The 26211-nt window shown below is 71.5% G+C and carries 24 protein-coding genes and 4 pseudogenes; 11 read left to right on the top strand and 17 right to left on the bottom strand.

From position 1 onward, the window contains the following. Positions 1 to 315: 315 nt before the first annotated feature. From htpG to ACFVXG_RS00920, 3 genes are all read right to left on the bottom strand, one after another. A complete protein-coding gene (htpG, locus tag ACFVXG_RS00930; RefSeq protein ID WP_387922997.1) occupies positions 316 to 2280 on the bottom strand; it encodes a molecular chaperone HtpG in 1965 nt (654 codons plus the stop codon). 93 nt (positions 2281 to 2373) lie between these two features. Beyond that, the gene (locus ACFVXG_RS00925; RefSeq protein ID WP_387922995.1) at positions 2374 to 2838 is read right to left on the bottom strand and encodes a hypothetical protein; all 465 of its coding nucleotides are present in this window, start codon (positions 2836 to 2838) and stop codon (positions 2374 to 2376) included. Between the two features lie 148 nt (positions 2839 to 2986). Then, a complete protein-coding gene (locus ACFVXG_RS00920; protein ID WP_380528156.1) occupies positions 2987 to 3673 on the bottom strand; it encodes a type III effector protein in 687 nt (228 codons plus the stop codon). A 114-nt stretch (positions 3674 to 3787) separates the two neighbouring features. Between ACFVXG_RS00920 and ACFVXG_RS00915 the strand changes: the two genes are divergently transcribed. Together ACFVXG_RS00915 and ACFVXG_RS00910 are read left to right on the top strand one after the other, a co-directional pair. Further along, entirely contained in the window at positions 3788 to 4225 is a 438-nt protein-coding gene (locus ACFVXG_RS00915; protein WP_380528159.1) for an Hsp20/alpha crystallin family protein, read from the top strand. Between the two features lie 381 nt (positions 4226 to 4606). Continuing rightward, a complete protein-coding gene (locus ACFVXG_RS00910; protein WP_387922992.1) occupies positions 4607 to 5041 on the top strand; it encodes an Hsp20/alpha crystallin family protein in 435 nt (144 codons plus the stop codon). Between the two features lie 184 nt (positions 5042 to 5225). Here the strand turns inward: ACFVXG_RS00910 and ACFVXG_RS00905 are convergent, their stop codons facing one another. From ACFVXG_RS00905 to ACFVXG_RS00885, 5 genes are all read right to left on the bottom strand, one after another. After that, the gene (locus ACFVXG_RS00905) at positions 5226 to 5519 is read right to left on the bottom strand and encodes a hypothetical protein (protein ID WP_387922991.1); all 294 of its coding nucleotides are present in this window, start codon (positions 5517 to 5519) and stop codon (positions 5226 to 5228) included. Between the two features lie 322 nt (positions 5520 to 5841). After that, on the bottom strand, positions 5842 to 6378 hold the full coding sequence (locus tag ACFVXG_RS00900) for a DUF5994 family protein (RefSeq protein ID WP_387922989.1): 537 nt from the start codon (positions 6376 to 6378) through the stop codon (positions 5842 to 5844). Between the two features lie 257 nt (positions 6379 to 6635). After that, complete coding sequence (locus ACFVXG_RS00895; protein ID WP_387922987.1) at positions 6636 to 7016, bottom strand: CBS domain-containing protein; 381 nt, start codon at positions 7014 to 7016, stop codon at positions 6636 to 6638. A gap of 70 nt (positions 7017 to 7086) precedes the next feature. Beyond that, complete coding sequence (locus ACFVXG_RS00890) at positions 7087 to 8601, bottom strand: DEAD/DEAH box helicase (RefSeq protein WP_387922985.1); 1515 nt, start codon at positions 8599 to 8601, stop codon at positions 7087 to 7089. 361 nt (positions 8602 to 8962) lie between these two features. Beyond that, complete coding sequence (locus ACFVXG_RS00885) at positions 8963 to 9166, bottom strand: cold-shock protein (RefSeq protein ID WP_099897249.1); 204 nt, start codon at positions 9164 to 9166, stop codon at positions 8963 to 8965. A gap of 503 nt (positions 9167 to 9669) precedes the next feature. Between ACFVXG_RS00885 and ACFVXG_RS00880 the strand changes: the two genes are divergently transcribed. Next, positions 9670 to 9897 carry a hypothetical protein gene (locus ACFVXG_RS00880; RefSeq protein ID WP_387922983.1) on the top strand — a complete coding sequence of 76 codons (228 nt, stop codon included), beginning with the start codon at positions 9670 to 9672 and terminating at the stop codon, positions 9895 to 9897. A 566-nt stretch (positions 9898 to 10463) separates the two neighbouring features. Next, positions 10464 to 10826: a hypothetical protein gene (locus ACFVXG_RS00875; RefSeq protein WP_387922982.1), complete on the top strand. Its 363-nt coding sequence runs from the start codon at positions 10464 to 10466 to the stop codon at positions 10824 to 10826. Between the two features lie 465 nt (positions 10827 to 11291). On the opposite strand, the gene ACFVXG_RS00870 is transcribed toward ACFVXG_RS00875, so the two are convergent. The 3 genes and pseudogenes from ACFVXG_RS00870 to ACFVXG_RS00860 form a co-directional block, all read right to left on the bottom strand. Then, entirely contained in the window at positions 11292 to 11456 is a 165-nt protein-coding gene (locus ACFVXG_RS00870; RefSeq protein ID WP_387922980.1) for a hypothetical protein, read from the bottom strand. Positions 11457 to 11484: 28 nt separating this feature from the next. Next, positions 11485 to 11840, bottom strand: a pseudogene (locus ACFVXG_RS00865) (PRC-barrel domain-containing protein). 424 nt (positions 11841 to 12264) lie between these two features. Beyond that, on the bottom strand, positions 12265 to 12489 hold the full coding sequence (locus ACFVXG_RS00860) for a hypothetical protein (protein WP_380528172.1): 225 nt from the start codon (positions 12487 to 12489) through the stop codon (positions 12265 to 12267). A gap of 934 nt (positions 12490 to 13423) precedes the next feature. Here ACFVXG_RS00860 and ACFVXG_RS00855 point away from each other — a divergent pair. Next, complete coding sequence (locus ACFVXG_RS00855) at positions 13424 to 13705, top strand: MerR family transcriptional regulator (protein WP_387923844.1); 282 nt, start codon at positions 13424 to 13426, stop codon at positions 13703 to 13705. A gap of 615 nt (positions 13706 to 14320) precedes the next feature. Here ACFVXG_RS00855 and ACFVXG_RS00850 read toward each other — a convergent pair. Further along, positions 14321 to 14443 (bottom strand): hypothetical protein, encoded by a 123-nt coding sequence (locus ACFVXG_RS00850; protein WP_380529385.1) that lies wholly within the window; start codon positions 14441 to 14443, stop codon positions 14321 to 14323. Here ACFVXG_RS00850 and ACFVXG_RS00845 point away from each other — a divergent pair. The 4 genes and pseudogenes from ACFVXG_RS00845 to ACFVXG_RS00830 all read left to right on the top strand — a co-directional run. After that, positions 14391 to 14546 (top strand): annotated as a pseudogene (locus tag ACFVXG_RS00845) (STAS domain-containing protein); the annotation flags it as partial. The gene ACFVXG_RS00850 and the pseudogene ACFVXG_RS00845 sit on opposite strands and share 53 nt — an antisense overlap. Positions 14547 to 14760: 214 nt before the next feature. After that, positions 14761 to 14907: pseudogene (locus tag ACFVXG_RS00840) on the top strand (DUF255 domain-containing protein); the annotation flags it as partial. A 607-nt stretch (positions 14908 to 15514) separates the two neighbouring features. Beyond that, complete coding sequence (locus ACFVXG_RS00835; protein WP_387922978.1) at positions 15515 to 16006, top strand: hypothetical protein; 492 nt, start codon at positions 15515 to 15517, stop codon at positions 16004 to 16006. Positions 16007 to 16317: 311 nt separating this feature from the next. Further along, positions 16318 to 16716, top strand: coding sequence for a hypothetical protein (locus ACFVXG_RS00830; protein WP_387922976.1), 399 nt, complete (start codon positions 16318 to 16320; stop codon positions 16714 to 16716). 222 nt (positions 16717 to 16938) lie between these two features. Here ACFVXG_RS00830 and ACFVXG_RS00825 read toward each other — a convergent pair whose 3' ends face one another. The 4 genes from ACFVXG_RS00825 to ACFVXG_RS00810 all read right to left on the bottom strand — a co-directional run bounded on the left by ACFVXG_RS00825 (position 16939) and on the right by ACFVXG_RS00810 (position 21209). Next, positions 16939 to 18222 carry an Ig-like domain repeat protein gene (locus tag ACFVXG_RS00825; protein WP_387922974.1) on the bottom strand — a complete coding sequence of 428 codons (1284 nt, stop codon included), beginning with the start codon at positions 18220 to 18222 and terminating at the stop codon, positions 16939 to 16941. A 356-nt stretch (positions 18223 to 18578) separates the two neighbouring features. Next, complete coding sequence (locus ACFVXG_RS00820) at positions 18579 to 20888, bottom strand: TOMM precursor leader peptide-binding protein (RefSeq protein WP_387922972.1); 2310 nt, start codon at positions 20886 to 20888, stop codon at positions 18579 to 18581. After that, positions 20885 to 21016 (bottom strand): hypothetical protein, encoded by a 132-nt coding sequence (locus tag ACFVXG_RS00815; RefSeq protein ID WP_387922971.1) that lies wholly within the window; start codon positions 21014 to 21016, stop codon positions 20885 to 20887. Before ACFVXG_RS00815 ends, ACFVXG_RS00820 begins: the two co-directional genes overlap by 4 nt. Positions 21017 to 21059: 43 nt before the next feature. Continuing rightward, on the bottom strand, positions 21060 to 21209 hold the full coding sequence (locus tag ACFVXG_RS00810; protein WP_387922969.1) for a hypothetical protein: 150 nt from the start codon (positions 21207 to 21209) through the stop codon (positions 21060 to 21062). Positions 21210 to 21516: 307 nt separating this feature from the next. On the opposite strand from ACFVXG_RS00810, the gene ACFVXG_RS00805 reads away from it, so the two are divergent. Both ACFVXG_RS00805 and ACFVXG_RS00800 read left to right on the top strand, forming a co-directional pair. Next, positions 21517 to 21858, top strand: coding sequence for a hypothetical protein (locus tag ACFVXG_RS00805; RefSeq protein ID WP_387922967.1), 342 nt, complete (start codon positions 21517 to 21519; stop codon positions 21856 to 21858). Positions 21859 to 21867: 9 nt separating this feature from the next. Continuing rightward, positions 21868 to 25986: a caspase family protein gene (locus ACFVXG_RS00800; protein WP_387922965.1), complete on the top strand. Its 4119-nt coding sequence runs from the start codon at positions 21868 to 21870 to the stop codon at positions 25984 to 25986. A 64-nt stretch (positions 25987 to 26050) separates the two neighbouring features. On the opposite strand, the pseudogene ACFVXG_RS00795 reads toward ACFVXG_RS00800, so the two are convergent. Further along, positions 26051 to 26164 (bottom strand): annotated as a pseudogene (locus ACFVXG_RS00795) (IS5/IS1182 family transposase); the annotation flags it as partial. Positions 26165 to 26211 lie beyond the last annotated feature (47 nt).

The raw sequence follows: 26211 nt of genomic DNA, 5'->3' as shown, positions 1-26211 counted from the left end.
CGACGCTCGGCGGCGGCAGCGACACGGTCGGCCAGCGTGCGGTTCCTGCGGTCGGTGTACTCGTACACGTGCGGATGTCCTTGGTCGGTCGGGTGTCTGTCGGCGGTGGCCGGAGTCCGTTGCCGGCTGCCGAAGCGATGGGAGCGGTGCTGCGGGCTGCATTCCTGCGGTGGTGATGCGCAAGGATCGAGAGCACTCGCGCGCACGCCCGGCGCGGTTCAGGCGCGCGGGTGCTGCAGGCCCTGGCGGTCCTGGCCGGGTGCGGGTGCGGCCCGCTTTGCACCGCCGACAACGGCGAGCCGCACCCGCGGACGGCTACAGGGTGTGGGTGAGGCGGTCGGTCAGCAGGCGGGTGAAGCGCGCCGGGTCGGGCAGGTCGCCGCCCTCGGCGAGCAGGGCGCTGCCGTGGACGAGTTCGGCGATGTCGGTGAGGACCGGGTCGTCGGCGTTGGCGTTGTGCGCCTGGTGCAGGGCGGTGATCAGCGGGTGCGTCGGGTTGAGCTCCAGGATCCGCTTGACCGGCGGGAGCTCCTGGCCCATGGCCCGGTACATCTTCTCCAGGGTCGGGGTCAGGTCGTGCGCGTCGCCGACCAGGCAGGCCGCGGAGGTGGTGAGCCGGGTGGAGAGGCGGACCTGCTTGACGTGCTCGGCCAGGGTGGTCCCGAGCCAGCCGAGGAGGGCGGCGAAGTCCTGTACGCGCTGGGCCTTCTCGGCCTTCTCCTCGTCGCTGCCGTCGGCCTCGTCACCGAGGTCGACCTGGCCCTTGGCGATGGACTGGAAGGAGTGGCCGTCGAAGGCGGGCACCTGGTCGGTCCAGACCTCGTCGACGGGGTCGGTGAGGATCAGGACTTCGTAGCCCTTGGCGGTGAAGGCCTCCATGTGCGGGGAGTTCTCCACCATCTGGCGGTTCTCACCGGTCAGGTAGTAGATGGTGTCCTGGCCGTCCTTCATCCGCGCGACGTACTCGCGCAGCGTGGTCGCCTGCTGCGGGTCGTGGGTGGAGGCGGCCGAGACCAGCTCCAGCAGCGCGTCGGTGTTGTCGCGGTCCTCGAGCAGGCCCTCCTTGAGGACCCGGCCGAACTGCTCCCACAGCGTGGTGTAGGCCTCGGTGTTCTTGGCCTGCATGTCCTTGACCGCGCCGAGCACCTTCTTGACGAGGCGCCGGCGGACGGCGGTGATCTGGCGGTCGTGCTGCAGGATCTCGCGGGAGACGTTCAGTGAGAGGTCGTGGGCGTCGACGACTCCCTTGACGAAGCGCAGGTAGTTCGGCATGAGCGCTTCGCAGTCGTCCATGATGAACACGCGCTTGACGTACAGCTGCACGCCGCGCTTGGTGTCGCGGGAGAACAGGTCGAACGGGGCGTGGGCGGGGACGAAGAGCAGCGCCTCGTACTCGAAGGTGCCCTCGGCGCGCATGTGGATGGTCTCGGCCGGGGCCTGCCAGTCGTGGCTGATCTGCTGGTAGAACTCGCGGTACTCGGCCTCGGACACCTCCGAGCGCGGGCGTGCCCACAGCGCCTTCATCGAGTTCAGCGTCTCCAGCTCGGGGGCGGCCCTGTCCCCGGTGGCGGGCTCAGTGCCCTCCTCGGCTGCAGGCTCGTCGGTGCCGGCGCTGCTGGTGGTTTCGGTGGCCATGCGGATGGGCCAGCGGATGAAGTCCGAGTACTGCTTGACGATCTGGCGGATCTTCCACGCCGCGAGGTAGTCGCCGAGCCCGTCCTCGCCGTCCGCCGGCTTGAGGTGCAGCGTGACCGAGGTGCCCACCGGCAGGCCCTCGGCCTGCGCGATGGTGTAGGTGCCCTCGCCGTCGGACTCCCAGGCGGTGCCCTGCTCGGTGCCGGCCCGGCGGGTGTGCAGGGTGACCTTGTCGGCGACCATGAACGCCGAGTAGAAGCCGACGCCGAACTGACCGATCAGGTGCTGCGCCGCGTCCGCGTCCTTGGCCTCCTTGATCTTGGCCAGCAGGCTGGCGGTGCCGGACTTGGCGATGGTGCCGATCAGCTCGACGACCTCGTCGCGGGTCATGCCGATGCCGTTGTCCTGAACCGTCAGGGTGCGGGCCGCCCTGTCGACCTCCAAGTTGATGTGCAGGTCGGAGGTGTCGACGTCGAGATCGGTGTCGGTGAGGGATTCCAGGCGGAGCTTGTCGAGGGCGTCGGAGGCGTTGGAGATCAGCTCACGCAGGAAGATGTCCTTGTTCGAGTAGATCGAGTGGATCACCAGCTGCAGCAGCTGGCGGGTCTCCGCCTGGAACTCCAGCGTCTGGGTCGGGCTGGCCACGGGAGGCGTCTCCTTCGGTGGAAAGGGTTCGGGTCGGGGCAAGTCGCCGGGGCAGGCCGGGCGGGCGTGCCGCGCGGTCGGCTCCGGGGGTAGTCAGATGTGGCTGAGGGGCTGGTAGGGCTGTTCGGGGCGGGCGGTGCCGGGGCGGGCGGTGCCGTAGCAGGACAGGAAGAGTTTCCAGCCGTCGCGGCATTCCAGCGTCGCGCCGTAGCGCACTGCCGGCGGATCCGGGCGTGTGCTGTACCGGTCGACGCGAACAACGTCACTGGACGCGCCGTCGGCCGTGGCGGTGGCGACCAAGGCCTGCTCGACGAGGGCAACCGCAACAGGCCGGCCCGTCAGGTCCGGCACCTGCGTCTTCTCGGTGGCAGTACCAGCGGGGGCCTGGGCGGGGGCGGAGCCGCTGGCACCGGTGATGCTCCACCACACCTGGCCGCCCCCGTCCAGGGTCACGGCCAGTCCGTAGGGGCTGTCGTCGCCGCGCCTGTCGGCGGCGGCGATGCCCGGGATCTCGGGGGTGCGTGTGATCAGCAGCTGCTGCAGGTCGGCTGGAGTCATGGGCGTCGGCTGGGATCGGAGTACGGATGGTCTTCACATGAGGGCCCGGGGCGTCGGCCGTCGCTCTGCCTGCCGGGGCGGGCCTTCGACTTTGGAGCGGGTCAGCTGTGCGTAGGCCGCGGCCCGGATGGGGCGCTACCGGGGGTGGTCACGGACCGGCCGGGGGTGTGCGGCGCTGCCGTCCGCTGTCGGCCCGCAGCTGGCCGGTTCGGGTGGTGAGCTCGTCGAGGCGGCCGGCGATCGTCGGGTGGTCCGCTTCCAGGAAGGGCCGGGTCTCGGCGAGCGGGGCGAGCAGGCGGGCGGGGTCGTTGTCGCCGAGCGCGTCCAGCAGGCGTTCTATGGCGGGCGCCGCCGAGGTGGTGAGGCCGTCCAGGGCGCCGATCTGCCCGGCGAGGCGGCGCAGGTCCGCGGCGTTGTCGCGAGCCCAGGTGGTCACCGCGCGGTCAGCGGCACGCTGGTCGCGGACCGCCTGGACGCGCTGCTCGCCGGTGCTGCCAGCCTCGGTGCCGGCGTCGGCGTTCGGGCGCATGCGCAGGTAGCGGCGCTCGGCGGCCTGGCGGCTCTGGACGCCCATCGGTTCGGCAAGGTCGGCCCAGGTGGCGCCGGCCCCGCGGGCGGTCTCGATCAGACCGCTCTCCCAGCCGGCGAGTTCCTCACGCAGGTGACGCAGCAGCAGGAGCGCTGACAGCGCACCGCCCGGGTCGTGCTGGCCCGCGTCGTCCGGAGGTGCGTGGCGGGCGGTGCGGGCAGCGGCGTCCATCATGCCCAGCGCGGCAGCGGCGGCCAGGAACGAGGCCGGGCCGACCCCGGCCGTGCCGGTGTCCTGCGTATCCATGTCGTCACTCTTTCGCTGACTGGGTGTTTGTCATCGTCTGGATGACATGCTACAACGGTTCGTGTCGCACCGCACCGGTGCGAACAAGAGCTTCTGGACCGGAGGTGTCCGACGATGTCCATGCGCACTGCGGTGACCCACCAGGCGCCCCCCACAGCCGGGTCGCGGCCGGCCCCGATTCCGATGGACGCCTGGCGCGAGGACGACCGTTTCGTGATCGCGCTCGATGTGCCCGGCGTCCCGCTGGAGGCGATCGAGGTCGAGGCACTGGGGCGGATGGTGACCGTGAAGGCCGAACGCCGTCCCGCCCCCCGCAGTGAGCACGCGCGCACCCAGCTCGCCGAGCGCTCCCACGGGGCGTCCGAGCGCCGGATCCACCTGGCCGAAAGCCTCGACCCGGGCCGTATCACGGCCCACCTGCAGGACGGCGTCCTGACCCTCACCGTCCCCACCGCCTCGGCCTCCCGGGCCCGCAAGATCACCATCCGGGCCGGCGAGGCCGGACAGCCGTCGCCCGTGGAGAGCGGACAGGCCGTCCCCGCAGCGGCGTGACCTGACCCCGCGCGAGCCGACACCATGCCGATCAGGGTTCCGTACCAGCTGTGGGCCCGACTTGGTCGCAGCCCTTCGGCTCGCGGCACGGCAGACCGGAGTTGGACTTGTCACGCATGGTCTTCGCCCTAGCCGGGCGGCCCGGTGCGTCGCCGTCGGTAATCGCGCTGTGGCAGCGACCAACAGCCCGCGCCGCTCCACACCCCGCCCCTCGGTGGCCTGTCCACGGAAGGCCACCGACGCCGGAGCCCTGACTCCCCAAGACGCCTTGCCATCCGCCATGTCATCTATTCGGCGACATGTCACTGACAGGTGACATGCCTGAGCGGATGCGTGAGCGCGTCGAAGTCGCCCGTTGATACGACGAGGAGGTACTCGACAATGTTGATGCGCACTGACCCCTTCCGCGAGCTGGACCGTTTCACCCAGCAGTTCTTCGGCACGACCGGCACGTGGTCGCGACCGTCCGCGATGCCGATGGATGCCTGGCGCGACGGCGACACGTTCTACGTCCAGTTCGACCTCCCCGGCGTCAGCCCCGACGCGATCGACCTGGACGTCGAGAAGAGCACGCTCACCGTCAAGGCCGAGCGCCGCCCCGCGCAGCGCGGCGACAACGCCGAGGTCCAGCTCTCCGAACGCCCCCTCGGCGTCTTCTCCCGGCAGCTGTTCCTCGGCGACGCCCTCGACACCGAGCACATCACCGCCTCCTACGAGGCAGGCGTACTCACCCTCACCATCCCGGTCGCCGAGACCGCCAAGCCCCGCAAGATCCACATCAGCGGCGGCAGCGACCACAAGGAACTCCAGGCCTGACCCCCCATCGGCCTGGTGCCCCAGAGGAAACCGTGCCGCGCGGGCGGAACACCCCCGCCGCCCGTGCGGCACCCCTGACCCGCGCCGTGCGCCGAACGAATCTCCACTGTCCACGGCGCTGTCGGCTCAGGCCGCTCTCGCTGGTAATGGATGACTGCCGCGAGATGAGCGCCGGCCAGGAGTGTTACCGGGTCGGCATGGACGGCATTCGGTCAGCGGTCGTGTGGTCTTGGGGGCAGGCTTCGACGCAGCGGTGGGGCAGTTGCGGCAGTGGTATCCGGAGGCCGGCGTATCCGTCGAGGACGGTCTGCCGGGCGGTGACAAGGCCGCAGAAGCGACGGATCGCGTCGGCCAAGTCACGCAGATCCGCTGGCCGGAGACCTGAACCGGCGCCCCGCAAAGTACGGCTCCAGCAGCTGATCAGCTCGCTGGTTCGAACAGCCTTTCCTGTCAGCAGCTCCCGCTCGTCGAGCGCCATGGCGTCCTCCCCACGGAGCCGGCCGACGCGGACCGCCGACGCCGGTGTCAGGATACGGTCGCCGCAGTGCCGTACACCTGGTCAGCACCTCGCGGCCCGGAGCTTCTCCTGTGAACGGATCGCCGCGCGGAATTGGACGAGCTGGAGAGGCGGCTGGTCAAGCGGTCGGACGAGGTGAGGGCCGAGCGGGACGAACTCGCGGTCGATGTTCTCGTTCGCGAGCGCGCCGAACCCTGGGCGGTCGCGTCGCGCTGCGCCACCCGACGGCCAGGTCGCTGCCCGAAGTGTCCACGGGGGTGACCTGGCCGCCGGGTGACGGCGACTACGAGGTGGCGGTGAGCGACAGTCCGGGGACGACGCGCTTCGGCCCGTCCGGTTCGGCGGCCGCCATGCCGTCTACCGCCGGCCACCCCACGAGCAGTTCGCTCGCCGTGCGGGTGTTCGCGGGATCGGCTGCGGCGGTCATCAGGTCGGCTGCCTCGGCCTCGCCGGTGTGCGGCGGGACGACCAGCAGATCCAGGCGCCGAGGTGCGTAGGAGCGCACCATGACCTCGTTCTCGTCCTGCTCCTGGAGGAACCAGCCGCCGTGGACCACGTGGCCGGCGACGGGGATCAGGCGGGGGATCACGGGCCAGTGCGTGGGGTTCAGCACGACGCGCGTGACACGCCCCCACCGCGCATCCAACTCAGCCGCCAGCGAGGGTAGTTCGGTGAGGAGATCGTACGAGCGCGGCCACCATGCTCCGTCCAGGCGGCCTCGGGAGGCGCCGTCGGGGGTGAGTGAGAGCCGGAGGGCCGGTGCAGCACCCGGCTGTGCGGGTACCTCAGCGGGTTGCAAGCGATCGAAGGTGACAGTCATGTCATGGACCCGTCTCCGAGCCCACTCACATGGGCCCGGGATTGGTGGTCGCCGGAGACGAAACCAGTATCGGGGCCAGTTCACGAAGTGCCTTCGGTGACTCCAGCCTACTCCGACACGGTGTCAGACCCACTACGGCAGGAGCCGGGGCACGGCCGGAGAACATGACGGCGAGGCCGGCGTCACCCTCGGCCGAGCCGCCGCGGCAGGTGCCCACAGCGGAGTGGAAGCCGGCACGTCGGCGCCGGCCGCTGCTCCTAGAGGCTGAAGAGGCCGATGGCGTGGCCGTCGTGGTCCACCACCGGCCAGGTGGTCAGGCTGCGGGCGCGCATGGCGTCGGCCGCGCGGTCGGCCGGCATGTCGGGGGTGGCGAACGGGGCGCGGTCGAGGACGATGTCGCGCACGGCGGTGCGTTCGGTGTACCAGGAGCGGGCCTGGAACGGCGCGAGGTGCAGGCGGGTGAGCAGCCCGGCGCAGCGGCCGTCGTCGTCGCGGACCAGGACGTGGTCGGCACCTGAGCCGTTCAGGATGTCCATCGCGGCGTCGGCGGTGACGTCGTCGCTGATCTGCAGGTCAGGTGTGGTCATGAGGTCGCTGACCGTGGTGGTGGCCGTGGGGCGTTCGAGGGTGGTGGTCATGGGCGGACTCCTTCGCGTCGCTCCCGCCGGTGGTGGCGGCGGTCCGGGTGCTGCGGTGGGGTGCGGTGTCCTAGGCGGCGAGGACGACTCGCTTCGGTGCCGCGCTGCGCGAGCCGGCGGCGGTCCGCGGGGTGCGGCCGGCCTGGGTGGGACGGCCGGCCTGGGTGGGTCGGCCGCGGCGGTTGCGGCTCGCGGAGGGCCTGCGGCGCGGGCGTTCGACGACGGGGTCGGCGATCACGGTGGGGATGCCGGTGGGCACGCGGGCGCCCGTGATCCGGGCCAGCTCCTCGTCGCCGGCACTGACCTTGGTGGTGACGGGGGTGATGGCGGCGGTGGCCATCATGCGGGCCATCTCGCGGCGCTGGTTGGGCAGCACCAGTGTGACGACGGTGCCGGACTCGCCCGCACGGGCCGTGCGCCCGCCGCGGTGCAGGTAGTCCTTGTGGTCGGCCGGCGGGTCGAGGTTGACGACCAGGTCGAGCCCGTCGACATGGATGCCACGCGCGGCGACGTTGGTGGCGATCAGCGCGGTCACCTGGCCGTTGCGGAACTGCTCCAGCGTGCGGGTGCGCTGCGGCTGGGACTTGCCACCGTGCAGCGCCGCGGCCTTCACCCCGTTCGCCAGCAGGTCCAGCACCAGGCGGTCCGCGCCGTGCTTGGTCTCGGTGAACATGATCACCCCGCCGTCACGAGAGGCGATGTGGGCGATCGTGGCGTTCTTGTCGAAGTTCTGCACGTGCAGCACGTGGTGCTCCATGGTGCTGACCGCCCCGGCGGACGGGTCCACCGAGTGGGTCACCGGGTCCTTGAGGAAGCGGCGCACCAGCCGGTCGACGTTGCGGTCCAGGGTCGCGGAGAACAGCATCGTCTGGCCGCCTTCGGCGACCTGGTCGAGGAGCTCGGTGACCTGCGGCAGGAAGCCCATGTCGGCCATCTGGTCGGCCTCGTCGAGTACCGTGATGCCGACGCCGTCGAGCTGGCAGTCGCCGCGCTGGATCAGGTCCTTGAGCCGGCCGGGGGTGGCCACCACGACCTCGGCGCCACGGTTTAGCGCCTGGGCCTGGCAGCTGATCGACATGCCGCCCACCACGGCTGCCATCCGCAGCCGCACCGCGTGGGCGAACGGGGTGAGCGCGTCGGTCACCTGTTGGGCGAGCTCGCGAGTGGGCACCAGCACCAGCGCCAACGGGCGGCGGGGCTCGGCCTTCTGCCCGGCGATGCGGGCCAGCACGGCGAGACCGAACGCGATGGTCTTGCCGGAGCCGGTGCGGCCCCGCCCGAGGACGTCACGCCCGGCCAGCGAGTTCGGCAGGGTCGCGGCCTGGATCGGGAACGGCGCGGTGACGCCCTGTCGGGTCAGCACCGCCAGCAGTGCCTTGGGCATGTCCAGTTCGTCGAACGACTCGACGGCCGGCAGCGCCGGGGTGGTGCTGACCGGCATCGCGAACTCACCCTGCGGGGAGGAGCTCTGACGGCCACCGCGCCCGGAGGAGGTGCGGCCGCCGGCGGGCCGGTCGCCGTAGAAGGAACTGCCGCCGGAGCGGGACTTGGAGCTCTGGTACGAGGGGCGACTGGAGCGGTTCATGTGGAGACCTTCCTCAGGGCGGCACGTCACGAGGAAGGCTCCGCAGCGCGGGGCGCCGGCGGAGACCGCAAGGGAACGGGCCAGAGTGTGTGGCGGGCGGGCGTGGACGGAAGAACCGTGCGGCACGTCACCTGCGGTCGGCGCTCACCGAGAAGGTCGGGAGCGCGAACCTCGAACCGTGGGATCTCACGGCAGGGCGCCGATCCGGACGCGGCGCTGGGCGTCTCGCGTGGGGATGGCCGCCAGTGGCGAAGCCAGGGGGCCTGAACGGCCGGGGGTGTGTAATGCGGAAGGGCCCGCACCGAGCGTGTACGCGGTGCGGGCCCCTCGCTGCCAGGCGGGTGCGTCGTCAGCAGAAAAACTACAGCGGACGAATGTTCTCGGCCTGCGGGCCCTTCTGGCCCTGCGTGACGTCGAACTCGACCTTCTGGCCCTCGAGCAGCTCACGGAAGCCGTTGGCGTTGATGTTCGAGTAGTGGGCGAAGACATCAGCGCCGCCACCGTCCTGCTCGATGAAGCCGAAGCCCTTTTCCGCGTTGAACCACTTCACAGTGCCATTAGCCATAAAGAAATCTCCTTCAAGGGGCTGTCCGAAGCACGCACAGTGCGGGCTTCGAGTGCCGCGATGATGACCCACCCGGGGAAGAGCCGGGAAACAGAAATACGCCTGCGAAACATCAGCAGGCGCACACAAAGTTCATGGGAACCAGTACTGCAACTAAGACGACTCTAGCAGGCCCCGGCCTTCCGTGGTGGATTATTTCACTCCCGGTTTTGCAGGGGCCTCCCCTCGGGCCCGCCGCCCCCGAGTTGCCAGGGACGCCAACGCTCGCTGCGGGCAGGGTGGTTGACGGCATAGCGCTTGTCCGGGGCGGCGGCTCCACTGGCAGCGTGACATGGGCGATCCCCGAGGTACGCCGCGTGGACTCTCGCCATTTTGGCCCCGGCTCGGCCCCGCCACCGGTTCCGGTGGAGACAGGGGACGGCACGATTCAAATTCCGACCCGTTCACATTCGAGTTCCACCGGAAGGCCCCGCTCCCGCGATTTTCGGCGCATACTGCAAGGAATGACGAAATCAGCAGCAGTCCGCCGGCCCCTGCCCACCAGCCCCTTCAAAGTCCGGGTCCAGGCGCCGCTCAAGTGGTTCGCCGTCGGCGACCGAGTCACCCACGACCGCTATGGCCTCGGCCGGGCCATCGGCGTCGAAGGCGACGGCGACATCGCCGTACTCGTCGACTTCGGATCAAGGCAGGAACGCATCACCCAGCCGTACGCCGCGATGTTCAAACTCTGACCCCGGGCGCCCCGCGCTTCGCGGCCGAACGTGCCGCACCGCTCGCGGGCGGTCCCCGCGCCGAGGCGACGGCGCACCGTTGCCTCGGCATCATCTGGGGGCTCTTGCCCCGGCCATTGACCCCGACAGCCAGGTCGAACGGGCCTCGCCGGTCCCTGCCCCGGCGGTAGCCGGAACGGAACATGATGGCGGCCGGGCGAGGACCTGATCGGGCCGACGCTCCACGCCTTCCCGCATCCCGCCGAAGCCGCCGGACGCACCGAGTTCCGCGGCATCCGCAGTGCGCTCACCCTGGCCTTGTCGGAGGTTCTCAACTCCGCGGGCTTCACCGTCGCCACCCGTGGAACCGAGCTGTTCGTCACCGTGGGCCAGCGCGATTCCGGCACCACCCCGGCCCTCACGGGCCGGCCGTCATGCCGTGCGCCGCGCAGCAGCCGGCCTGCCTTCGCGGCAGCGGGGACCCGTCGAAGCCCGGCCGCGTAGGCCGGCGACACCCCGCGCGCACTGCAGTCACCGCCTTGAGGCGGACTCCCGGACACCGACCGCCGTGTCCTAATCTGGGACTCATGTCGAACCCTGACGGGCTGCTCGTCGACATCGCCGCGATGGTCGAGTCCGAGCACAGCAACCAAATGTCCTTGACCGTGGTGGTCCCCGGCGCAGTGATCACCGGCCGGCTCGCGCCGATTTCCCTGTGGTGGGAGCGGGTGGCGGAGGTCCTTCAGGCCTCTGAGCACCTGAAGCCGTTCGCCGCTCTCTTCGCGCCGCCCGCCGAAGGCCCGCCCGCGCGGCCCACCCACCTCCACCTCCACCGCGCGAAAATCCTGCAGGGCAACTTCGCCCTGCCCCACACCGGCGGCATGTACCGCATCGCCATCGAAGACATCAGCAGCTGGACAATCGGGGACCTCGGCTACTCCGACACCTGAGACGGTGAGTAGGAGGCCAAGCGCCCGCTTCGAGGCTGGAGCCGGGTGAGGCGGGCTGGTCGTGAGTCCGATCGCCAGGCTGTGAGCGGAGCGAGGAGTCGGGGCCGCGCCAAGTTGCGGTCTGGAAGCCGCTGAGCATCACCCCGGCTCCAGGCCGAGTTGTGGGGTGCCGAGCCTGACGGGCGGCTCTCGCGGTGCAACCTGCCGCTGTTCGCTTCGCCAAGCGGCGACGGTCAGGTCGGCGCAGCCGTACAGGAACGCGTAGCCATGGGGGAGTTGGGTCAGCACGCGGCACGTCAGGCGCTCGCCGTCGAGGCTGGTGAGGGCGGCGCCGGTATGCCGGCGGGCGGCTTCGGGGGTGGTGTCCAGGGGCTGGGGGAGGGGGATCTGCGAGGCGAAGGCGGTCTCGGTCGTACGTCGGAGAACGCCCGAGCCCGCGGCGGGGGCCGAGTGCGGGGCGGCCTGTCAGCGCAGGGCACGTTGGCGCCTGGTCGAGCGCACGGCGAGGAAGGCCACGTCGGCGACGAGGAGCACGATGCCGATGGCGAGCAGGTAGATCAGCCCGTGGACGACGGCGCCGACGAGGCCGAGCACGATGGCGATGAGGACCACGAGGAGGAACAGGGCCATGACATGCCTCCTTGGCCGGTGTGATCGGTCAGCGGCGGGCGAGCTGGCGCTCGCCGGCGGCGCCGCTCTGGTAGGCGAGGTTGTAGTGCCGGAAGACCGCTTCCTCGTCCTCGGCGGGCAGGACGTCGTCCGTGCCGATCGCGGGGCAGTCCTTCACCAGGGCTTTGTCGTAGACGACCTTGACGTATCCCGGACCCACCGTTGCTCCGTCGAGGGGTACGAAGACCAGGCGGTGGCGGGTGGGCAGGCCGACCTGCACGGTGGCCATGGCCGCCTCGTCGGTGCTGGTGTCCACGTAGATCGCCTCCAGCGTGCCGATCTTGTGGCCCCCGTGTCCACGACGTCGTGGGTGCGCCACTCGCGGATGTCCCCTACCTGGATCATTGAGGCTCCCTTCACGCCGCTGTGCCGGTCGCGGGTCGGGCCCGTGGCCGGTGGTCCGTATCTCTCAGGGTGCCCCCGTCTGCGGGCGGACACCAACTCCCGCGCCGGTTCCAACCACACCAGCAGTCGGCACCCCTCCTCCACGCCGGCGTCCGGCCGGCTCCATGCCTTGGGCCTGCCGCGCCAGGCCCTCGATCCCCTCATCCGGCCGCGGCCTCTCCCGGTTCCCGAAGGTCCAACCCATGCGAGGTCACCCGAAGACCGGTCGGACCCGGCCCACCCGCGCCGGACCGGGCTGGCGGACCTGGTCGCGCTGCGGCGGGTGGGCCGTTGGCCAACGCGTCGCGCAGTGCGTACAGCGCCGCAGCGTCCGCGCACTCCGCCAGATCCGGCAGAAGCCCCCGGATGCGCGGTACCGGGCCGGCTACCGGGGTACCGACGGACAGCCGCCGTGGCACCGGGCGGTGTCGAGGGCGTCGCGCAGGGCGGGCAGATCGGCGATGGCGGCCTGTTCGGCGAAGCGGGCCAGCAGCCGGCGCAGGACCCGTTCGTCCCGGTCACGGACGGCTTCGCCGATGGCGGCCACCAGCGACGCCTTGGTATGCGGGTCGGGGGTGCGCCCGTGCGGCGCGGTCTGCCGCCCTTCCACTGTTCGCCTCCCGTTCGATCCGTTCGCGGTCCTGAGCCGCTGAGCGCGGCTTCCTCCGTCATGCGGCTGCGCCTGCGGGCCCGGTCCGTCCGGCCCCCGCGCGGGACGGAGAATACCTCCCCGGCGGACACGGAAAAATCTGTGCTCGCTGGAGTAGACATTGCCTGGTGTCGTGGCTAGTGTTTCTCTCGTAAACGCGGTCAAGCGGTACCCGCCAGACACGAACTGGCGGGCAGTAGTACGGAAGTTCGCAGGTCGGCACGGTGGCAGGGTCCTGAAGCCAGGATGGTGCAGTAAGGCGACAGGACCGGCGGCCGGGCCGGGCGGCCCGCAGTGATCAGGGGCCCGCCAAGGAGCGGTACCGCGGTAGATGCAGGTGCAGTACCAGCAAGTGAAGTTGAGTTGAGCGGTACCAGCAGTCGCGGTACGCGGTATCCCAGTGAAGGCGCCAGGCTGCGGGCGCGCGTGCTGGGAGTCCGGCAGTGGGGTTCCAAGCCGAGCAGGTGAGCAGGACGGGCAACGGGGCTGGCTGTCGGACCAGGCAGTTGAAGTTCAGCAGTACCGAGCAGTTCGCTAATCAGTCAGTACAGAGGATGAACGGAGGGACAGAGCGCCATCAGGATCGCCCGGCCCGTGAAGACGTCACCCGGGCGGACACCGCAGACCCCCTTTTGAGCAAGAGGACGGTGGTTTCCGGTCACGCATACGCGATCCCCGCACTTCCCCTCCCCCGGGGAGTAGCGGAACAAGGAACCCGGCCCAGGCCGGTAGATGGTGTTTTTTCCCCTTCGGGGCCCCGGAGCCGCCACGGCGCCGGGGCCCCTCGACGCGTTCCCCAGGAACCAAGAGAGGTGCAGTGACTACGACGACCGACAGGCCCCACACCCCCGAGACCCCCGACTCCTTCGACGACGACGACTACCCCGCCTACACCATGGGGCGCGCCGCCGAGATGACCGGCACCACCGCCGGCTTCCTGCGCGCCCTGGGCGAGCAGGGCCTCATCACGCCGCTGCGCTCCGGCGGCGGCCACCGCCGCTTCTCCCGCTATCAGCTGCGCATCGCGATGCGAGCCCGCGACCTCGTCGACCAGGGCACCGCCATCGAGGCCGCCTGTCGCATCGTCATCCTCGAAGACCAACTCGAAGAAGCCCTGCGCATCAACGAACAACTCCGCCGCTCCCAGCGCGGCCAGAAACCCGCCGCCGACACCTGACCCACCTGCCGCCCTGCGGCGAGTGCCAGGCGCTCATCGCACGCCGCCCCGATCGCTGGTCTGCCGCACTGGCGGGGACCAGTGCGGGGACGCCCGGAAAGGCCGCCTGCAGCCATCCCCGGAGTTCACGCCCGGGGTGTCTGCAACCGTTCTGCCCGGTCATGACGCGTGCTCCGCGGCGGCGCCACGGGCCAGGCATGCTTCTCCTTGGTCGGACCATGCTTACGCCCCCCACAGCGGGCGTGCCCGCCCTCGCTCCGCGACCGCCCGCGTCATGAGCGCCGTATCCGTGGACGCCGAAGCAACCCTGTCAAGGTCCGTCCTCCTTGTGGGCCGGACCGCACAAGCCGCGCGCCAAGCGCGCAACTGCGCCGTCCCACCTCGCTCTTGACCTGGTCGCGCCCGCCCGCCGGCGGTGCGCCTGTGCGTGCGGGTGCTCTACCAGAGCGCTCGGCCCGCTACGGCGGGACTGTGCCCCCGCACGCGGGCCGTCAGGTCAGACGTCCGCTTCGCGGGCGCACCCCGGGCCGCCGAGACCGCGGCCGCATGGAGTACCAAGTGGCCGTCCCCGCCGAATTCGACCTGCCCGCCCCTACCATCCAGCTGCGGCCGGGATCAGGCGACCTCCTGCTGGACGCAGTGGGCGACCTCGCCCCAGGACACCGCTCGGTCGCTGGCCGCTGCTGTGGAGAGCGGGCTGAGCACGCTTGCCGTCCTGGGGGAACTGGTGGTGGACATGTCCCGGGTCGCGTTCTGCGACTCCGGCGGCCTCAACGCCCTCATCCGCGCCCGCCTGCAGGCCCGCGAAGCAGGGGCGGAGCTGCACCTGCTGTGCCCGACCGGGCTGGTCGTGGACCTGCTATGCCGTACCCGGGCGGCCCAGGTGCTGCGCGTGAGTCCGGACCCTGCGGCGACGACCCTCGCGTCCGGGAGATCCGCGGCTCCTGTAGGGCCGCACCGGCAGACGCTACTGGCCTTGGCGTTCCTTCAGCGCGTACCCCGAGTCGCCCCGAGATTGCTGGGCTGGACGGTCCGGATCGTGCGACGATGCCGGTATGAACCGACTCGCGAACGCGACGTCGCCGTACCTGCTCCAGCATGCTTCCAATCCGGTGGATTGGTGGCCATGGGGAGAGGAGGCGATGAATGAAGCCAAGCGGCGGGACGTGCCCATCCTCTTGAGTGTGGGCTATGCGTCCTGCCACTTATGCTTCTAAGAATTCACTGGTGCCACGTGATGGCACACAAGTAGCTTCTCCGTGCGACCGTCCCGGGCGGTTCCACCCGTAGGTCCTCAATGGATTCCAAGTCCGGGCAGCGGAGACCGGCAGGGGCGAGCTCGAGGCTCAAGGTGGGCTCGATCAGCACCTGCTCGCGCGCAGCGCAGCTGCCTACTGGCTTGTCAGTTCGCAAGCTCACCTGATCCCGCTCGCCGACGGCATGCCACCGGAGGCTCCCTCCTCCTGATGCTCTAGCAGCTTTCGCCTCGCTGGCTAGGGATACGACACATCGGGAATAAGTGCTCTCCGCCGGTATGACGAGCGGTGTTGCATCCGGTGCGACATCTCGCGTGCTTGTGACTGAGCGCTTCATCTGGCGGTTGATCAGCCCAGTCGGCGGAACTCAAGCCCGGCTCGGACGGCACCTGTGTGACTCAGCACGCTAACTGTCGGGTCAGTACCGGATCTGTCGTCCACCTACGGCCTCAGCTGAAGCGCGACCTCTCCCTCGACTTCCAAAGCCTGCCCCAGCTATCCCCGAAGGCCCGGCGGCGGAGAGCTGTCGGTGGAACCTGAGACACTCTGGTCCGTGCTGATCAAGGGATACGACTACGGACCGCTTGTCGCGGGTGAGTGGCTGCTTCAGCGCGCCGGGTTCTGGTCCAGTCACCTGCTGGCCATGTGCCGGTTCACCCCGGGTGAGACCCGGCCAGCACCCGAGTGGTTCGGTGACGACGGTGCCGACACAGACGCCCTGGCCGAAGTCCTCCTGGACGACCAAGCCTGGCCGGCCCTCCGCATCCCGTTCAAGGGCGGTCACAGCGCCGTCGTCGTCTACCGGAACCTCATCGGCGACTTCGGGGTCGACTACCTGCTGACCCAACCGGTTTGGCCTCGGAAAGAGGACCTGTCGACCTATGACGGCGACTGGTATGGCCCAGGCCTGTCCTGGCGCGACATCGCGCACATCGCCGAGACTCCGAACCCGACCGAACTCGGCGTGCACGACACCGCGGCCCGACTCTTGCTTCTGCTACCACTGCTCGCCGATGACGAGTTGCCGCCGGAAGCGCCAGCATGAGTGAACGCTGCTCTGACGGTCATCGGAGCACCCGAGGACTCTGCCCAGGACACGGCTGACCATCTCCTTCGGAACAGACGGCCTGCCGCCAGGCGCCGTGGTGGTGTCGACTCCCCTCTGAATGGTCGCAGTCACCAGCACACTGAGGAATCGGCTGTGTTGTGGGCACTCAGCCTCACTCGAACCCAAAGCAATGCCCTCGCCGAAGCCCTCGGGAGCAGGCCTCTCCCTGCGCCGGCGTCCTGAGGGCCGCTTGCTGGCTCCCGGACCCTTCCGAGATCAATTACAGGACGGCCCTTTAGGCTGCCCAGGTGCGCTACCTAGTCGAGTCCCTTGCTATCGGTGCCCTGACCCGCGGTCGATCGGTCGAACAGTTCCTCGGCTCGGTCGGTGATGCTCATGCTCCCGGGGTCCGCTGGGTCGAGGTTGTTCCGATCGGCTCGGAGTTCAAGGTCGTTCTCCACATGTCGGCGGACGTCGGGAGCGAAAACTTCTGCGACCTCGTCGAGTTCCCGCCGCTGGACCCCGAGAACGAGGACGACGAGTTCGGCCTGGAGATCGCCGTGGCAACAGAGGCACATGACGCCCTCGCCCTTGCGGAGCACCGGACTGGAGCCGTTCGTGGCCGCTGGGTCAATCAGGGGATGGCCCAGGACGAGTACCGCGACTTCGTACTCAGCGGCCGGCCGCGCCACGCGTCACCGAGTTGACGACCGCATGCGCGCTGAACGGGAACCAACCGTCAGATTCCTTGCTGGTTCACTGACAGTTGTCATGCTGACCGACCCGGAGAGCTGCACGTCGAATGGCGCTGTTGGCGACAAGTAACGTGCTGAGTCACAACCTGGGACTGTTCGGACCGCTGTCAGCTGGGCTCGATACCGCGGTGCGTGGCCCCGCCTCACGGCGGGGCCGGGGCTTCTGCGGCGTTGTCAGGCCGTCACCGTCACCGTGGTGGTCTCGGGGCTGGTGCTGTTGCCCTGGTAGACGGTGTCGCCGCTGTAGACGGCGGTGATGGTGTGGGTGCCGGTGGTGTGGAAGGCGGTGACTGTCCCGGTCGCTGCGCAGTTGCCGAGGGAGAGGAACAGGTGTCCGGTGCCGAGGGTCGTGCCGGTGGTGGTGTCGGTGAACGTGACCGTGCCGGTCGGCTTGGTCGTGGCGCTCGTACTGGCCGGGCAGACGATGTCACTGAGCACGACCGGAGCGCCGACCCGGGTGCGGGAGGGCATCGCGGTCAGGGTCGTCTTCACGGGCTTGCCCGGGGTGGTGTAGCTGATGGTGATGCTCGGGGTGGCGCTGGTGGCGGTGGGGCCGGTGCCGCCGGCGGGGACGAGGGACGAGCCTCCGCCGCCGCCGCCCCCGCCGCCGCTGGGACTGATGAAGGGGTTGATGTTGCCGCCGCCGCCTCCGCCGTAGTAGCCGCCGCCGCCGGCACCGCCGGTCAGGGAGGCGCCCGGGCCGCCGCCGGTGCCGCCGGTACCGAGCGTGCCGGGCCCACCGCCGAACACTCCGCCACCGCCGGTTCCGCCGGCCCCGCCCTGGGTGGACGTCCCCGCCCCGCCGCCGTGTCCTCCGTTGCAGGTCGCGTCCGTGCCCGGCTGGCCGGCGTCTCCGCCCGCGCTTCCGTTGCACTGGCCGGCCCAGCCGGCTCCGCCGCCGCCCGCGGCCACGATGAGGCGGGAGTCGGTGGTCGTGAGGGGCGTGGTGCCGGGCTGGGTGCGGACGTCGGAGGCGCCGCCGCCGCCTCCGCCGAAGTGGGTGCTGCCACCGCCGTTGAAGCCGCCGGTGCACTGCGCGCTACCGGCGCACTGGCTGCCGCCGGTGGCGGTGCCGCCGACTTCGACGTAGAGGGTCTGCCCGCCGGAGAGCCCGGTGAGGGTGCCGGACACCTGGGCGCCCCGGCCGCCGCCGACGCCGTTGTCCTCCACGCCGCCGGCCCCGCCGATCGCCGTGACGTCGACCTGCGTGACACCGCCGGGCACGGTGAACGTCTGCTCGGCGCCGGTGGAGGCGAACGTACAGGTGGTGGTGGGGCCGGACACCGTGCAGGTGCCCTGTGCGTGGGCGGGCGCGGGCAGCGCCAGCGGGGCGACGGCCGCGGCGCAGAACACGGCGGCCGCCATGGCCGACACCCGGCTCCGACGCCCGGACGAGCCGGGATGGTGCCCGTGCGTCGAGCCCGGCCGGTCGGCGACCTCCGACAGTGTGAGCGTCACGATCAACTCCAGAAAGGGAAGGGGGTCTCTCGGCGAGGGATCGCCATCCGTCACTGTCGATCACACGGGCGGGGTCGCGGTTGCCCACCGAGCTGACACACCGCCGGTTCACACCGGCGGCCCCTGGCCGGGCGGTCGGCAGCACCCGAGTCCGAAAGGTCAGGGCACCGGGGCGGACTTCGTCCGCGCGGACGACCCGTAGGGCCGGGCTGGCGGCGCGGACCGCAATGTGGCTCTCGTGGGCGAAGTCATCGTGGCCGGCGGCGGCAGCTGTGACGGCGATGGCGGCGGCGTCCCCGATCCCGCACCACCGGATGAGGCGCCGTTCGTCCTCCGAGGGCCCGCTGAGCCTTCACTCAGACGAATAGCGGGATCGGGTTCAGGTCCTCGTACCGGGTCGGCGCGGCCAGTCGGCCCAGCCGGACCGGCACGTCGAAGAGCCGGCCCGGCGCGTAGCGGGCCCAGAAGTGCCGCAGCCCCGGGACGATCACCTTCACCACCGGCAGGCCGATGTCCGGGCGGGTCTGGTCGAGCACCAGCAGGTCCAGCCCGTGCCCGCGCAGCAACTCCTCGACGGCGCGCAGGTCCTCGCGCAGGTCGGCGCGGGGTTGGTAGCCGAAGTCGGCGGGGGTGCGGGCGGCCAGGTCGGCGGCGGGCAGCAGGTAGGGCTGGTTGGCCACCGTCGCGTCCTGCCACCACGAGGTCAGCTCCGGATCGCTCAGCGCGTACCCGCCGCCGTCCGCCGTCGCGGCGACCACGGCGGGCAGCAGCTGGTTCATCTCGGTGAGCGCGCGGCGCAGCGCCAGGGCCGGGTCGAAGTGGGCGCCGAAGCCGAACACGATGTCCTCGGCGGGCTTGTCGGTGCGGCGCGACAGCGCGACGAACACCGGGACGCCGAGGTCGGCGGTGAGGTCCAGGGCCCACACCTCGCGGTCGACGGAGGCGTACACGGAGACCAGCTCGGTCACCCACGGATCCTCGAACCGGGCCAGGTCGACGCCGGGCTGGCGGGTGCGGTTGTACCACCACAGGGCGACGGAGTCCCGCTCGACCAGCTCCAGGAAGCCCTGCAGCACCGCGTCCTCGATGCTGCTGCCGGCCGCGTTGCCATTGGAGTCGGCGTACACGAAGCGGTTGCCCGCGACCGGCGGCACGCCCTCGTGCAGCACGCCGTCGAAGTAGAGCATCGCGGTCGGCAGCAGCCGCTGCCGCCGGTCGAGCACCGACCAGACCGGGGTCCAGTCGACCGGCACGTCCGGGTCGAAGGGCTCGGGCACCTGCTGGAAGGCCATCTGCCGGGCGTTCCACTCCTCGCGCCCGTCGTACTGGCGCGGGTCGTACAGCTGGCAGTCGTCGGGGTGCACGGCCTCCGGCCCGAGGGCGCTGAAGCGCTCGCGGATCCGGGGCTCGTCGCCCTGCAGGCTGCCGGAGTAGCGTTCCAGCGCCTCGCACAGCGCCCCGACCTCGGCATCCAGCGCGGTGACGCCCTTGCCGCCGCTGACACTGCGCAGCCCGGCCCGCAGGCCCTTGAGCGTGCCGGAGCCCATCGCGAGGTTGCGCCCCGAGGTGAAGCCGTGCAGGAACTCGGGGCCGCGCCGCTCCGGCCGCAGCTCCTGGACCAGGCCGGTCACCGGGCTGACCAGGTGCTGGTAGCGGTCGAGCATCTGACGGGGCGTCCGCGAGCGGTGCCCGCCGCTCGCCCCGGCGACCTTGAGCCGGGAGGCGAACTCCAGCGGCTGCCCCACCTGCCGGGCGATCAGCTCCGGCTCCCCGCACTGCGGGCACTGCGGGCGCCGGCGCACCTCGTGGTCGCGGCCGGCGAGGGTGACGCTGTTCAGGGTGTGGATCGCGGACTGGCCCGGGTGGCGCAGCCCGGCCAGCCACTTGGCCGCTTCGAGCGCGGCGAGGTTCAGGGCGGTGGCCCGGACGGCCGGGAGCACGGCGCTCGGCCGCGGGACCGGGCCGTCGAGTCCGAGGGCGCGGCGCACCGGGAGCTCCGAGGCGCGGTGGGCGCGCAGTCGGTGGGTCAGACAGTGCCAGCAGGCGCCCTCGCCGGGCCGCAGAACCGGGCCCACCCAGGGCTCGGCGGCGGCCGGGCGGACCAGCAGCCAGGGCCGGCCGGAGGCGCGGTGCTCGGCGTCGATCCGCGCCAGCTCGGGGGAGAGGTAGTCCTCGCAGACCACGACGGTGAGGGCGGCGGCCTCGTCGGCGGGGTCGGTGACGGCCAGACCGGCCTGGCGGCAGGCCTCGGCGAGCGCGGCGCCCAGGCCGGCGCGCTCGGCACCGGGGGTGGCCAGGACGGCCACCGCGGCGGTGGCCGTCCTGGCCCGGGCCTGCTCGCCGGGCAGCCCGGTGAGCTCCCAGTAGGCCTCCTGCGCGTGCTCGTCCGCGGTGCCCGGCCCGTCCGGACCGGGCGCGGACCGGCGCGCGAGGAGTCCCGCCCGGTCGAGCGCGCCGACCAGCGCCTCGACCTGGGCGGCCGGCACCCCGGGCGCCAACTCCCGCTGGACGGCGGCCAGATCGCGGCTGCCGTCCAGCAGCGGGGCGACGGCGGCCACGTGCGCACCCTGGAGGGCGAGCACCTCCCGCTCGGAGAGCAGGTAGGTGGCGTCGCCCGCGATCACCTCGGCGTGCAGGTGGCGCTTGAACCCGAGGAACTCCGTCACGCGGCGGACACCCCGGCGCTCCCACCCTCCTGGATCGCCTGGTGGCGCCAGGTGAAGTGGATGGTGTCGGCGGGCCGGTCGAGGTTCTCGACGACGAGGACGGGCTGTTCGATCGCGGTGTGGTTCACGGTGTACTTCCGGGTGGTGCGAGCGGGGCGGAGAGAGTGGGGCTCAGGCCTCGGTGTGGGCGGTGCGGATGCACCAGCCGGCGGTGGGCGTGGCGCGGCAGAAGGTGGCGGCGGTGAAGGCGGCCACGTCGCCGGGCTGGTCGAGGTTCTCGATGACGAGGACGGGCTGCTCGGCAGTGGTGGTGGTGTTCACGGGATCCCCCAGATGGTGTGGTGACGCCGGATCATGTCGACCTGGCGGACATCGCAGTCTGTGCGGATCATCGCGACCGCGTCAAGGGGAGCGGCCGCCCTCGCCACCGCCCCCGGCAGCTGTTCGGACGACATCCACGAGGCCTTCCTCGAACCGGCCTGCCGCGTGATCACCTACCGCGGTGTGGCCGTTCGGCTCGTGGACGGCGGGCCCGTGGCAATCGAAAGTCGGAGGCGGCAGGCCGGGCGAACACCCACCCGCTATTCTGTGGCGGCGGTCGATCGTTGAAGTCGGGGTGGCTGGGGGAATGGTGGACGAGCCGGAGCTGGGTGCGGAGTCCGAGTCGCTGGTGTTCTGGGTGACGGAGGGCGAGGAGGACGCGGCCGGGGACAGCGACAGCATGGGGATGTTCCGGCGTGACCGGGAGGCCGTGCTGCGCCGGATCCCCGTCGGGACGCTGCGCAACAACCTGGAGCAGACCGTCGACTCGTTGCAGGCGATGTTCGAGAAGATCGCCGAGCGGGGTGGCCCGCTGCCGCTGAAGGAAGTGCAGTTGAGCTTCGAGGTGTCCGCCAAGGGCGGCATCCAGCTGGTCGGCTCGTCCGAGGTCAAGGGGACCCGGGGGATCACCTTCGTCTTCGGTAAGTGACGGGCCGGGGTGGGGGGATTCTCGGCGCTGCTGATCGGTGCCAGCGCGTACGACGAGGCGCCGCTGCGGTTCGTGCTGCGGGACATCGAGAAGCTGGGCGAGGCGCTGCGGGAGCGCGGGGTCCGGGTCGAGGTGCCCCGGCCCCGGGAGGGGCGGCAGGTCACCGCGAACTTCGTCAACGGTGAGGTGGTCGGTTTCCTGGCGCGCGCCGAGCCGGGGGAGCGGCTGCTGATCAGCCTGAGCGGGCACGGCACGCACGTGGACGGGCAGGACTACCTGGTGCCCGAGGACATCCACCCGGAGCTGAAGCCGTACCGGTCGGGCTGCATCGCGATCGACTGGAAGCAGGAGCTGCAGGAGACCGCCGCCGCCCAGGTGCTGTTCCTGGTCGACGCGTGCCGGCAGGGCATCCGGGACGCGATGGGGCCGCCGCCGAGCTGGTCCGTGAACAAGATGCGGGCGGTGGCGGGCCGCAAGGTCGCGCGCCTGTACGCGTGCGCACCAGGGGAGTTGGCGCGTTTCGTGCCCGCGGAGGAGTCGACGGCACAGGCGGGCGACAGTTCGTTCAGCCTGTTCTCGCGGGCGGTGCGGGAGGTGCTGGTCTCGCACGAGGGGCCGTTGAACCTGGACGAGTTGCGGGCCGGAGTGCAGGAGCGGGTCAGCGCGCTGCACCGCGAGCACCGGAAGCCGGGCAGGCCGCAGGAGGTCCGGGTCCTCACCGAGGCCGTGCACACGGAGTTCGAGGTCGCCGGGGCGCTGAGGGCGCCCGTCGTGCCTGTCGTGCCGGTCGTGTCCGTCGTCGTCTCCGTCGACAACACGCCGACAGCGGTCCCGGAACTCCCGCAGGTGGCCAAGGACCCCGCCAAGCTGATGGCGGACGCCGTGCACCAGGTCGTCACCACCGGCCGGACGGAGTACCTGGAGGAGTTCGCCGTCGTCGGGTCGGCTGCTGAGCTGCTGAAGCTGAGCGGCCTGGCGATGCTCGGTACGGCGGTCGACGCGATGTGGACGGCGGCGGCGCATCGACGGCCCGTGGAGCCGCTGGTCGAGCTGACGGTCGCCCTCCACGGCGCCGATGAGGTCGAGCGCGCGGTCTGGCTGGTCGGCTCGGCGGTCGCGGCTCGCCCGGCGGAGGACCTGCTCGGGCTGCTTGACGCGCTGGAGGCGGCGGGCCTACGGGCTCAGGCGGACGGACTGGTGCGGACGGTTGCCGCAGCCGGGGATCCGCGCACGACGGAGCACCTGCTCGTCCTGCTGGCCGAGGCCGGGCGGGAGCAGCACCGGGCCGCCGTGCTGTCGGAGATCGCCGCCGGGCCGATGGCTCGGCTCGTCGCGTGGCTGGCGGCCGGGCAGGCCCGGTCGGGCTTCGACGAGGACGCCGCGTTCGTGCTCCGGGTGGCCGTGACCGGGCGGGACGACCGGGACCTCCTCATGACCGAGCTGCGCCGCATCGGTCAGGACGGGCATCTGCGTACGGTCCACGAGGCGGCTGGGCACCTCGAACTCCCGGTGCTGTACGCCCTGTTGGTCTGCTTGCACAAGGCGGGGGCGGACGAGGACGGCAGGGCCGTCACGAGGTGCGCGGTCGAGCCGCTCCGCCCGGCGGCCGCGGCCCAGCTGGCAGCCTTCCTCCGGGCGACCGGACTGGTGGATCTGTTCGGACGGGTCCTCACGGCGCTGTGCCGGTCGAACGTCGAGGAGGTGGCGGAATTCCTCCTGGAGGCACGGAACGAGCCGGACCTGGTCGGCGAGGCACTGACGGTACTCGCGGAACGCCTCCCCGTCACGGCGATCGATCGGCTGGCCGCGGAGCTGAGCGTCCGCCAGCCCGCCACGGCCGTCGCCCTCCGGCAGAAGGCGCTCGACCTGCGCCCCATGGCCGACCTGCTGGTCCTGCTGGAGCACGCGAGCGACGCGAGGCGGTCCACGATGCTGGAGCAGCTGGCGTCGAGCGACCGGCCGGCGAGCGAACTCGCCGAACTCGTCGAGATGCCGGGCCGCCCCCGGCTGCGCAGGCGGACGGGTGCCCAGGTGGCGGCCTGCCTCCTCGCGCGCGACGACTCGGCGCTGAAGGGCGTGCTCGCCGAACTCCTCGGCCGGGGCTGGCAGGCGGGTACCAGGCTGCTGTTCGCCCAGATCGTCGTCGGTGCGGATGCACGGGCACAGGTCGACATCATCGAGTGGCTTCACGGGGCGGGACACGGGGAGCACGCCCGCTCGCTGCTCGACCGCATCGGTGAGGAGCGGGGCGCGGCCCACCAGAGGTTCGTGGCCGAGCGGCTCCTGACCGGCGGGCAGCCGGAACTCGGCATGCACGTGGCGGTCGCCGCGGCCGGGACGTGGCCCACCCGCGATCTGCTCCGGTTGGCTCGGCGTCCGGCCCCGGAGGGCGGGGCGACTGCTCGAGCAGCCGCGTTCCTGCTCACCCGGGCCGTGCAGGTGCGGACGCCCGAGCTGGCGGCGGAACTCCTGCTCGCCGTCGACACCGAACCGGAGGAGGACGGCCCGGTACCGGTCGACCAGGTCGACCAGCTGCTCGGCGAGTACCTGACGGCGGGCCCGCTGACCGAGGCCGTTCCCCGGATCACGCACCTGCGGGACGCGAGGCCCGGGAGCCGCGTGGCCCTGGGCGTCTCCGCGTGGGTGCGCGCGCATGCCTGCGCGCTGTTCCAGGAGGCCTGGCGGGCAGGGTCGGCGGAGGCCGTCGAGTGCCTGCTGGCCGTGTACGGGGACGGCGGTGCGGTGGGGCCGTTGGAACTGGAGATCCTGCTGACGGAGTTGCGGGGTTCGGGCGGCGGGAGCGCGGCGGACTTCGTCCGGGACACGGCGGTGCGCTCGCAGCGGCCGGAGGTGGTGGCCGCGTTCCTGACGATGTTCCAGGCGAGCTACCCGGACGACTTCGTGGCGGCCTGCCAGGTCGTGGGTGACCGCCCGGTGGCCGAGGTCGCGTCGGTGCTGGTCGGCCTCGCCGGGGCGGCCGGCGCGGTCGAGGACTCCCACTGGACGGCGGCGGTCGGCGGGCTGCTCCTCGACGTGGACCGGCGGGGACCGTCGCAGATCGCCGGGATGCTGGACGGCCTGGCCGCCGGGCTGGATCCGGGGCGGGCGGTCGAGCTGGTCGAACACGTCACTCGGGGCGGGGCAACGCCGCTGACGACAGGGGTCCTCCTCCGCGCACTCGCGCGGGCGAAGGACGCCTTCGCCGTCTGGACCGGCCTGATGGCCCTGGGTCGGTTCGACCGCGCGGCGGCCCTGCTCGACCAGGCCCCGGCGGGCACGGACGTGGGGGTCTGGTACCGGGACCTGCTCGCCTCGTCGACGGCGCTCGACCGGTCGGCGCTGCTGCGTTCGCTCGGAGCCGATCGTCCTGTTCCCGAGATCGTCGCCTCGCGGGGACCGGCCAGGGCCCTCCTGGCGACGGCGGTGCTGTTCCGGCCGCCGGCGGTGGTCGCCGAGTTGCTGGCCCGGTCGCCGGCGCCGGAGCTGCGGCGGATCCTGGGTGTCGCGCGGCCGGTGCCCGAACTCGTCCTGGTGATCGGCAGACTGATGGAGTGCGGTCAGCGCGACGACGCCGCCCGGATCGTCGACGCCGTCCTCTCGGACGAGACGCCCGCTCGGGTCGGCGAACTCCTGGAGACCACCCCGAGGCACGTGCCGGGGCGCCCGGTGGGAGCGATCTGGGTGGTCGCCGACCTGACCATGCGTGCGGGGACCACGGCAAGGCTCGTCCGCGCGCTGCTGGACGCCGGGTACGGGTTCGCGGTCGAGCGGCTGGTCGACCAGCTGACGGTCGCGGCGACCGGTGCCAAGGGCGCGGCGGCGCTGATCCAGCGGCTCGCGGTGACCGGTGTGGCACCCGAGGTCCGTGATCGGCTGACCAGGGGTTTCTGCGAGCACCGACCGGACGAGGCCGTTGCCCGGTTCCTGCACCACCTCGACCGCCTCCGGGCCGGGGAGGATCTCGACCAGGCGGTCGCGGCCGTGGCCGGGAGACGTCGGGCGGGTGCGATCTGCTCGACCCTGATGGAGATGGGCAACGGGGAGCTGTCCCGGCGGATCGAGGTCACGACCGGAGGAGGGCGGGCCGACGCCCCGCCGTCGAAGGGCTGGTTCCGCAGGAAGGGCTGACGGCTGACGGGCGCTCGGGGGTGTGCTTCAGAGGAGCTGACACAGGGCTTGGACGCGTCGGTAGGTGACCGCGGTCGGCGAACGGTTGCCGGGGTTGGTGGCGCGGGCGGCCGGTCCTGCCGCGGATGCGGGCAATGGCGTCCAGGAGTGGTAGGAGCCGGGTGACGTCGTGACGGTCTGCTCAACGAGCGCGCAGACGCACGGACATGGGCACCGCGTGGTTCT

This window comes from Kitasatospora sp. NPDC058162 (assembly GCF_042884005.1).
Taxonomy (GTDB): Bacteria; Actinomycetota; Actinomycetes; order Streptomycetales; family Streptomycetaceae; genus Kitasatospora.
The sequence above is the reverse complement of the archived record's forward strand: the minus strand, read 5'-3'. Positions and strand labels throughout refer to the sequence as shown.

Coding starts and splice junctions, on each gene's coding strand:
- ACFVXG_RS00925 (WP_387922995.1), bottom strand. CDS start 2,838: ATGACTCCAGCCGACCTGCAGCAGCTGCTGATCACACGCACCCCCGAG.
- ACFVXG_RS00920 (WP_380528156.1), bottom strand. CDS start 3,673: ATGGATACGCAGGACACCGGCACGGCCGGGGTCGGCCCGGCCTCGTTC.
- ACFVXG_RS00915 (WP_380528159.1), top strand. CDS start 3,788: ATGTCCATGCGCACTGCGGTGACCCACCAGGCGCCCCCCACAGCCGGG.
- ACFVXG_RS00910 (WP_387922992.1), top strand. CDS start 4,607: ATGTTGATGCGCACTGACCCCTTCCGCGAGCTGGACCGTTTCACCCAG.
- ACFVXG_RS00905 (WP_387922991.1), bottom strand. CDS start 5,519: ATGGCGCTCGACGAGCGGGAGCTGCTGACAGGAAAGGCTGTTCGAACC.
- ACFVXG_RS00900 (WP_387922989.1), bottom strand. CDS start 6,378: ATGACTGTCACCTTCGATCGCTTGCAACCCGCTGAGGTACCCGCACAG.
- ACFVXG_RS00895 (WP_387922987.1), bottom strand. CDS start 7,016: ATGACCACCACCCTCGAACGCCCCACGGCCACCACCACGGTCAGCGAC.
- ACFVXG_RS00890 (WP_387922985.1), bottom strand. CDS start 8,601: ATGAACCGCTCCAGTCGCCCCTCGTACCAGAGCTCCAAGTCCCGCTCC.
- ACFVXG_RS00885 (WP_099897249.1), bottom strand. CDS start 9,166: ATGGCTAATGGCACTGTGAAGTGGTTCAACGCGGAAAAGGGCTTCGGC.
- ACFVXG_RS00880 (WP_387922983.1), top strand. CDS start 9,670: ATGACGAAATCAGCAGCAGTCCGCCGGCCCCTGCCCACCAGCCCCTTC.
- ACFVXG_RS00875 (WP_387922982.1), top strand. CDS start 10,464: ATGTCGAACCCTGACGGGCTGCTCGTCGACATCGCCGCGATGGTCGAG.
- ACFVXG_RS00870 (WP_387922980.1), bottom strand. CDS start 11,456: ATGGCCCTGTTCCTCCTCGTGGTCCTCATCGCCATCGTGCTCGGCCTC.
- ACFVXG_RS00855 (WP_387923844.1), top strand. CDS start 13,424: ATGGGGCGCGCCGCCGAGATGACCGGCACCACCGCCGGCTTCCTGCGC.
- ACFVXG_RS00850 (WP_380529385.1), bottom strand. CDS start 14,443: ATGTCCACCACCAGTTCCCCCAGGACGGCAAGCGTGCTCAGCCCGCTC.
- ACFVXG_RS00805 (WP_387922967.1), top strand. CDS start 21,517: ATGGTGGACGAGCCGGAGCTGGGTGCGGAGTCCGAGTCGCTGGTGTTC.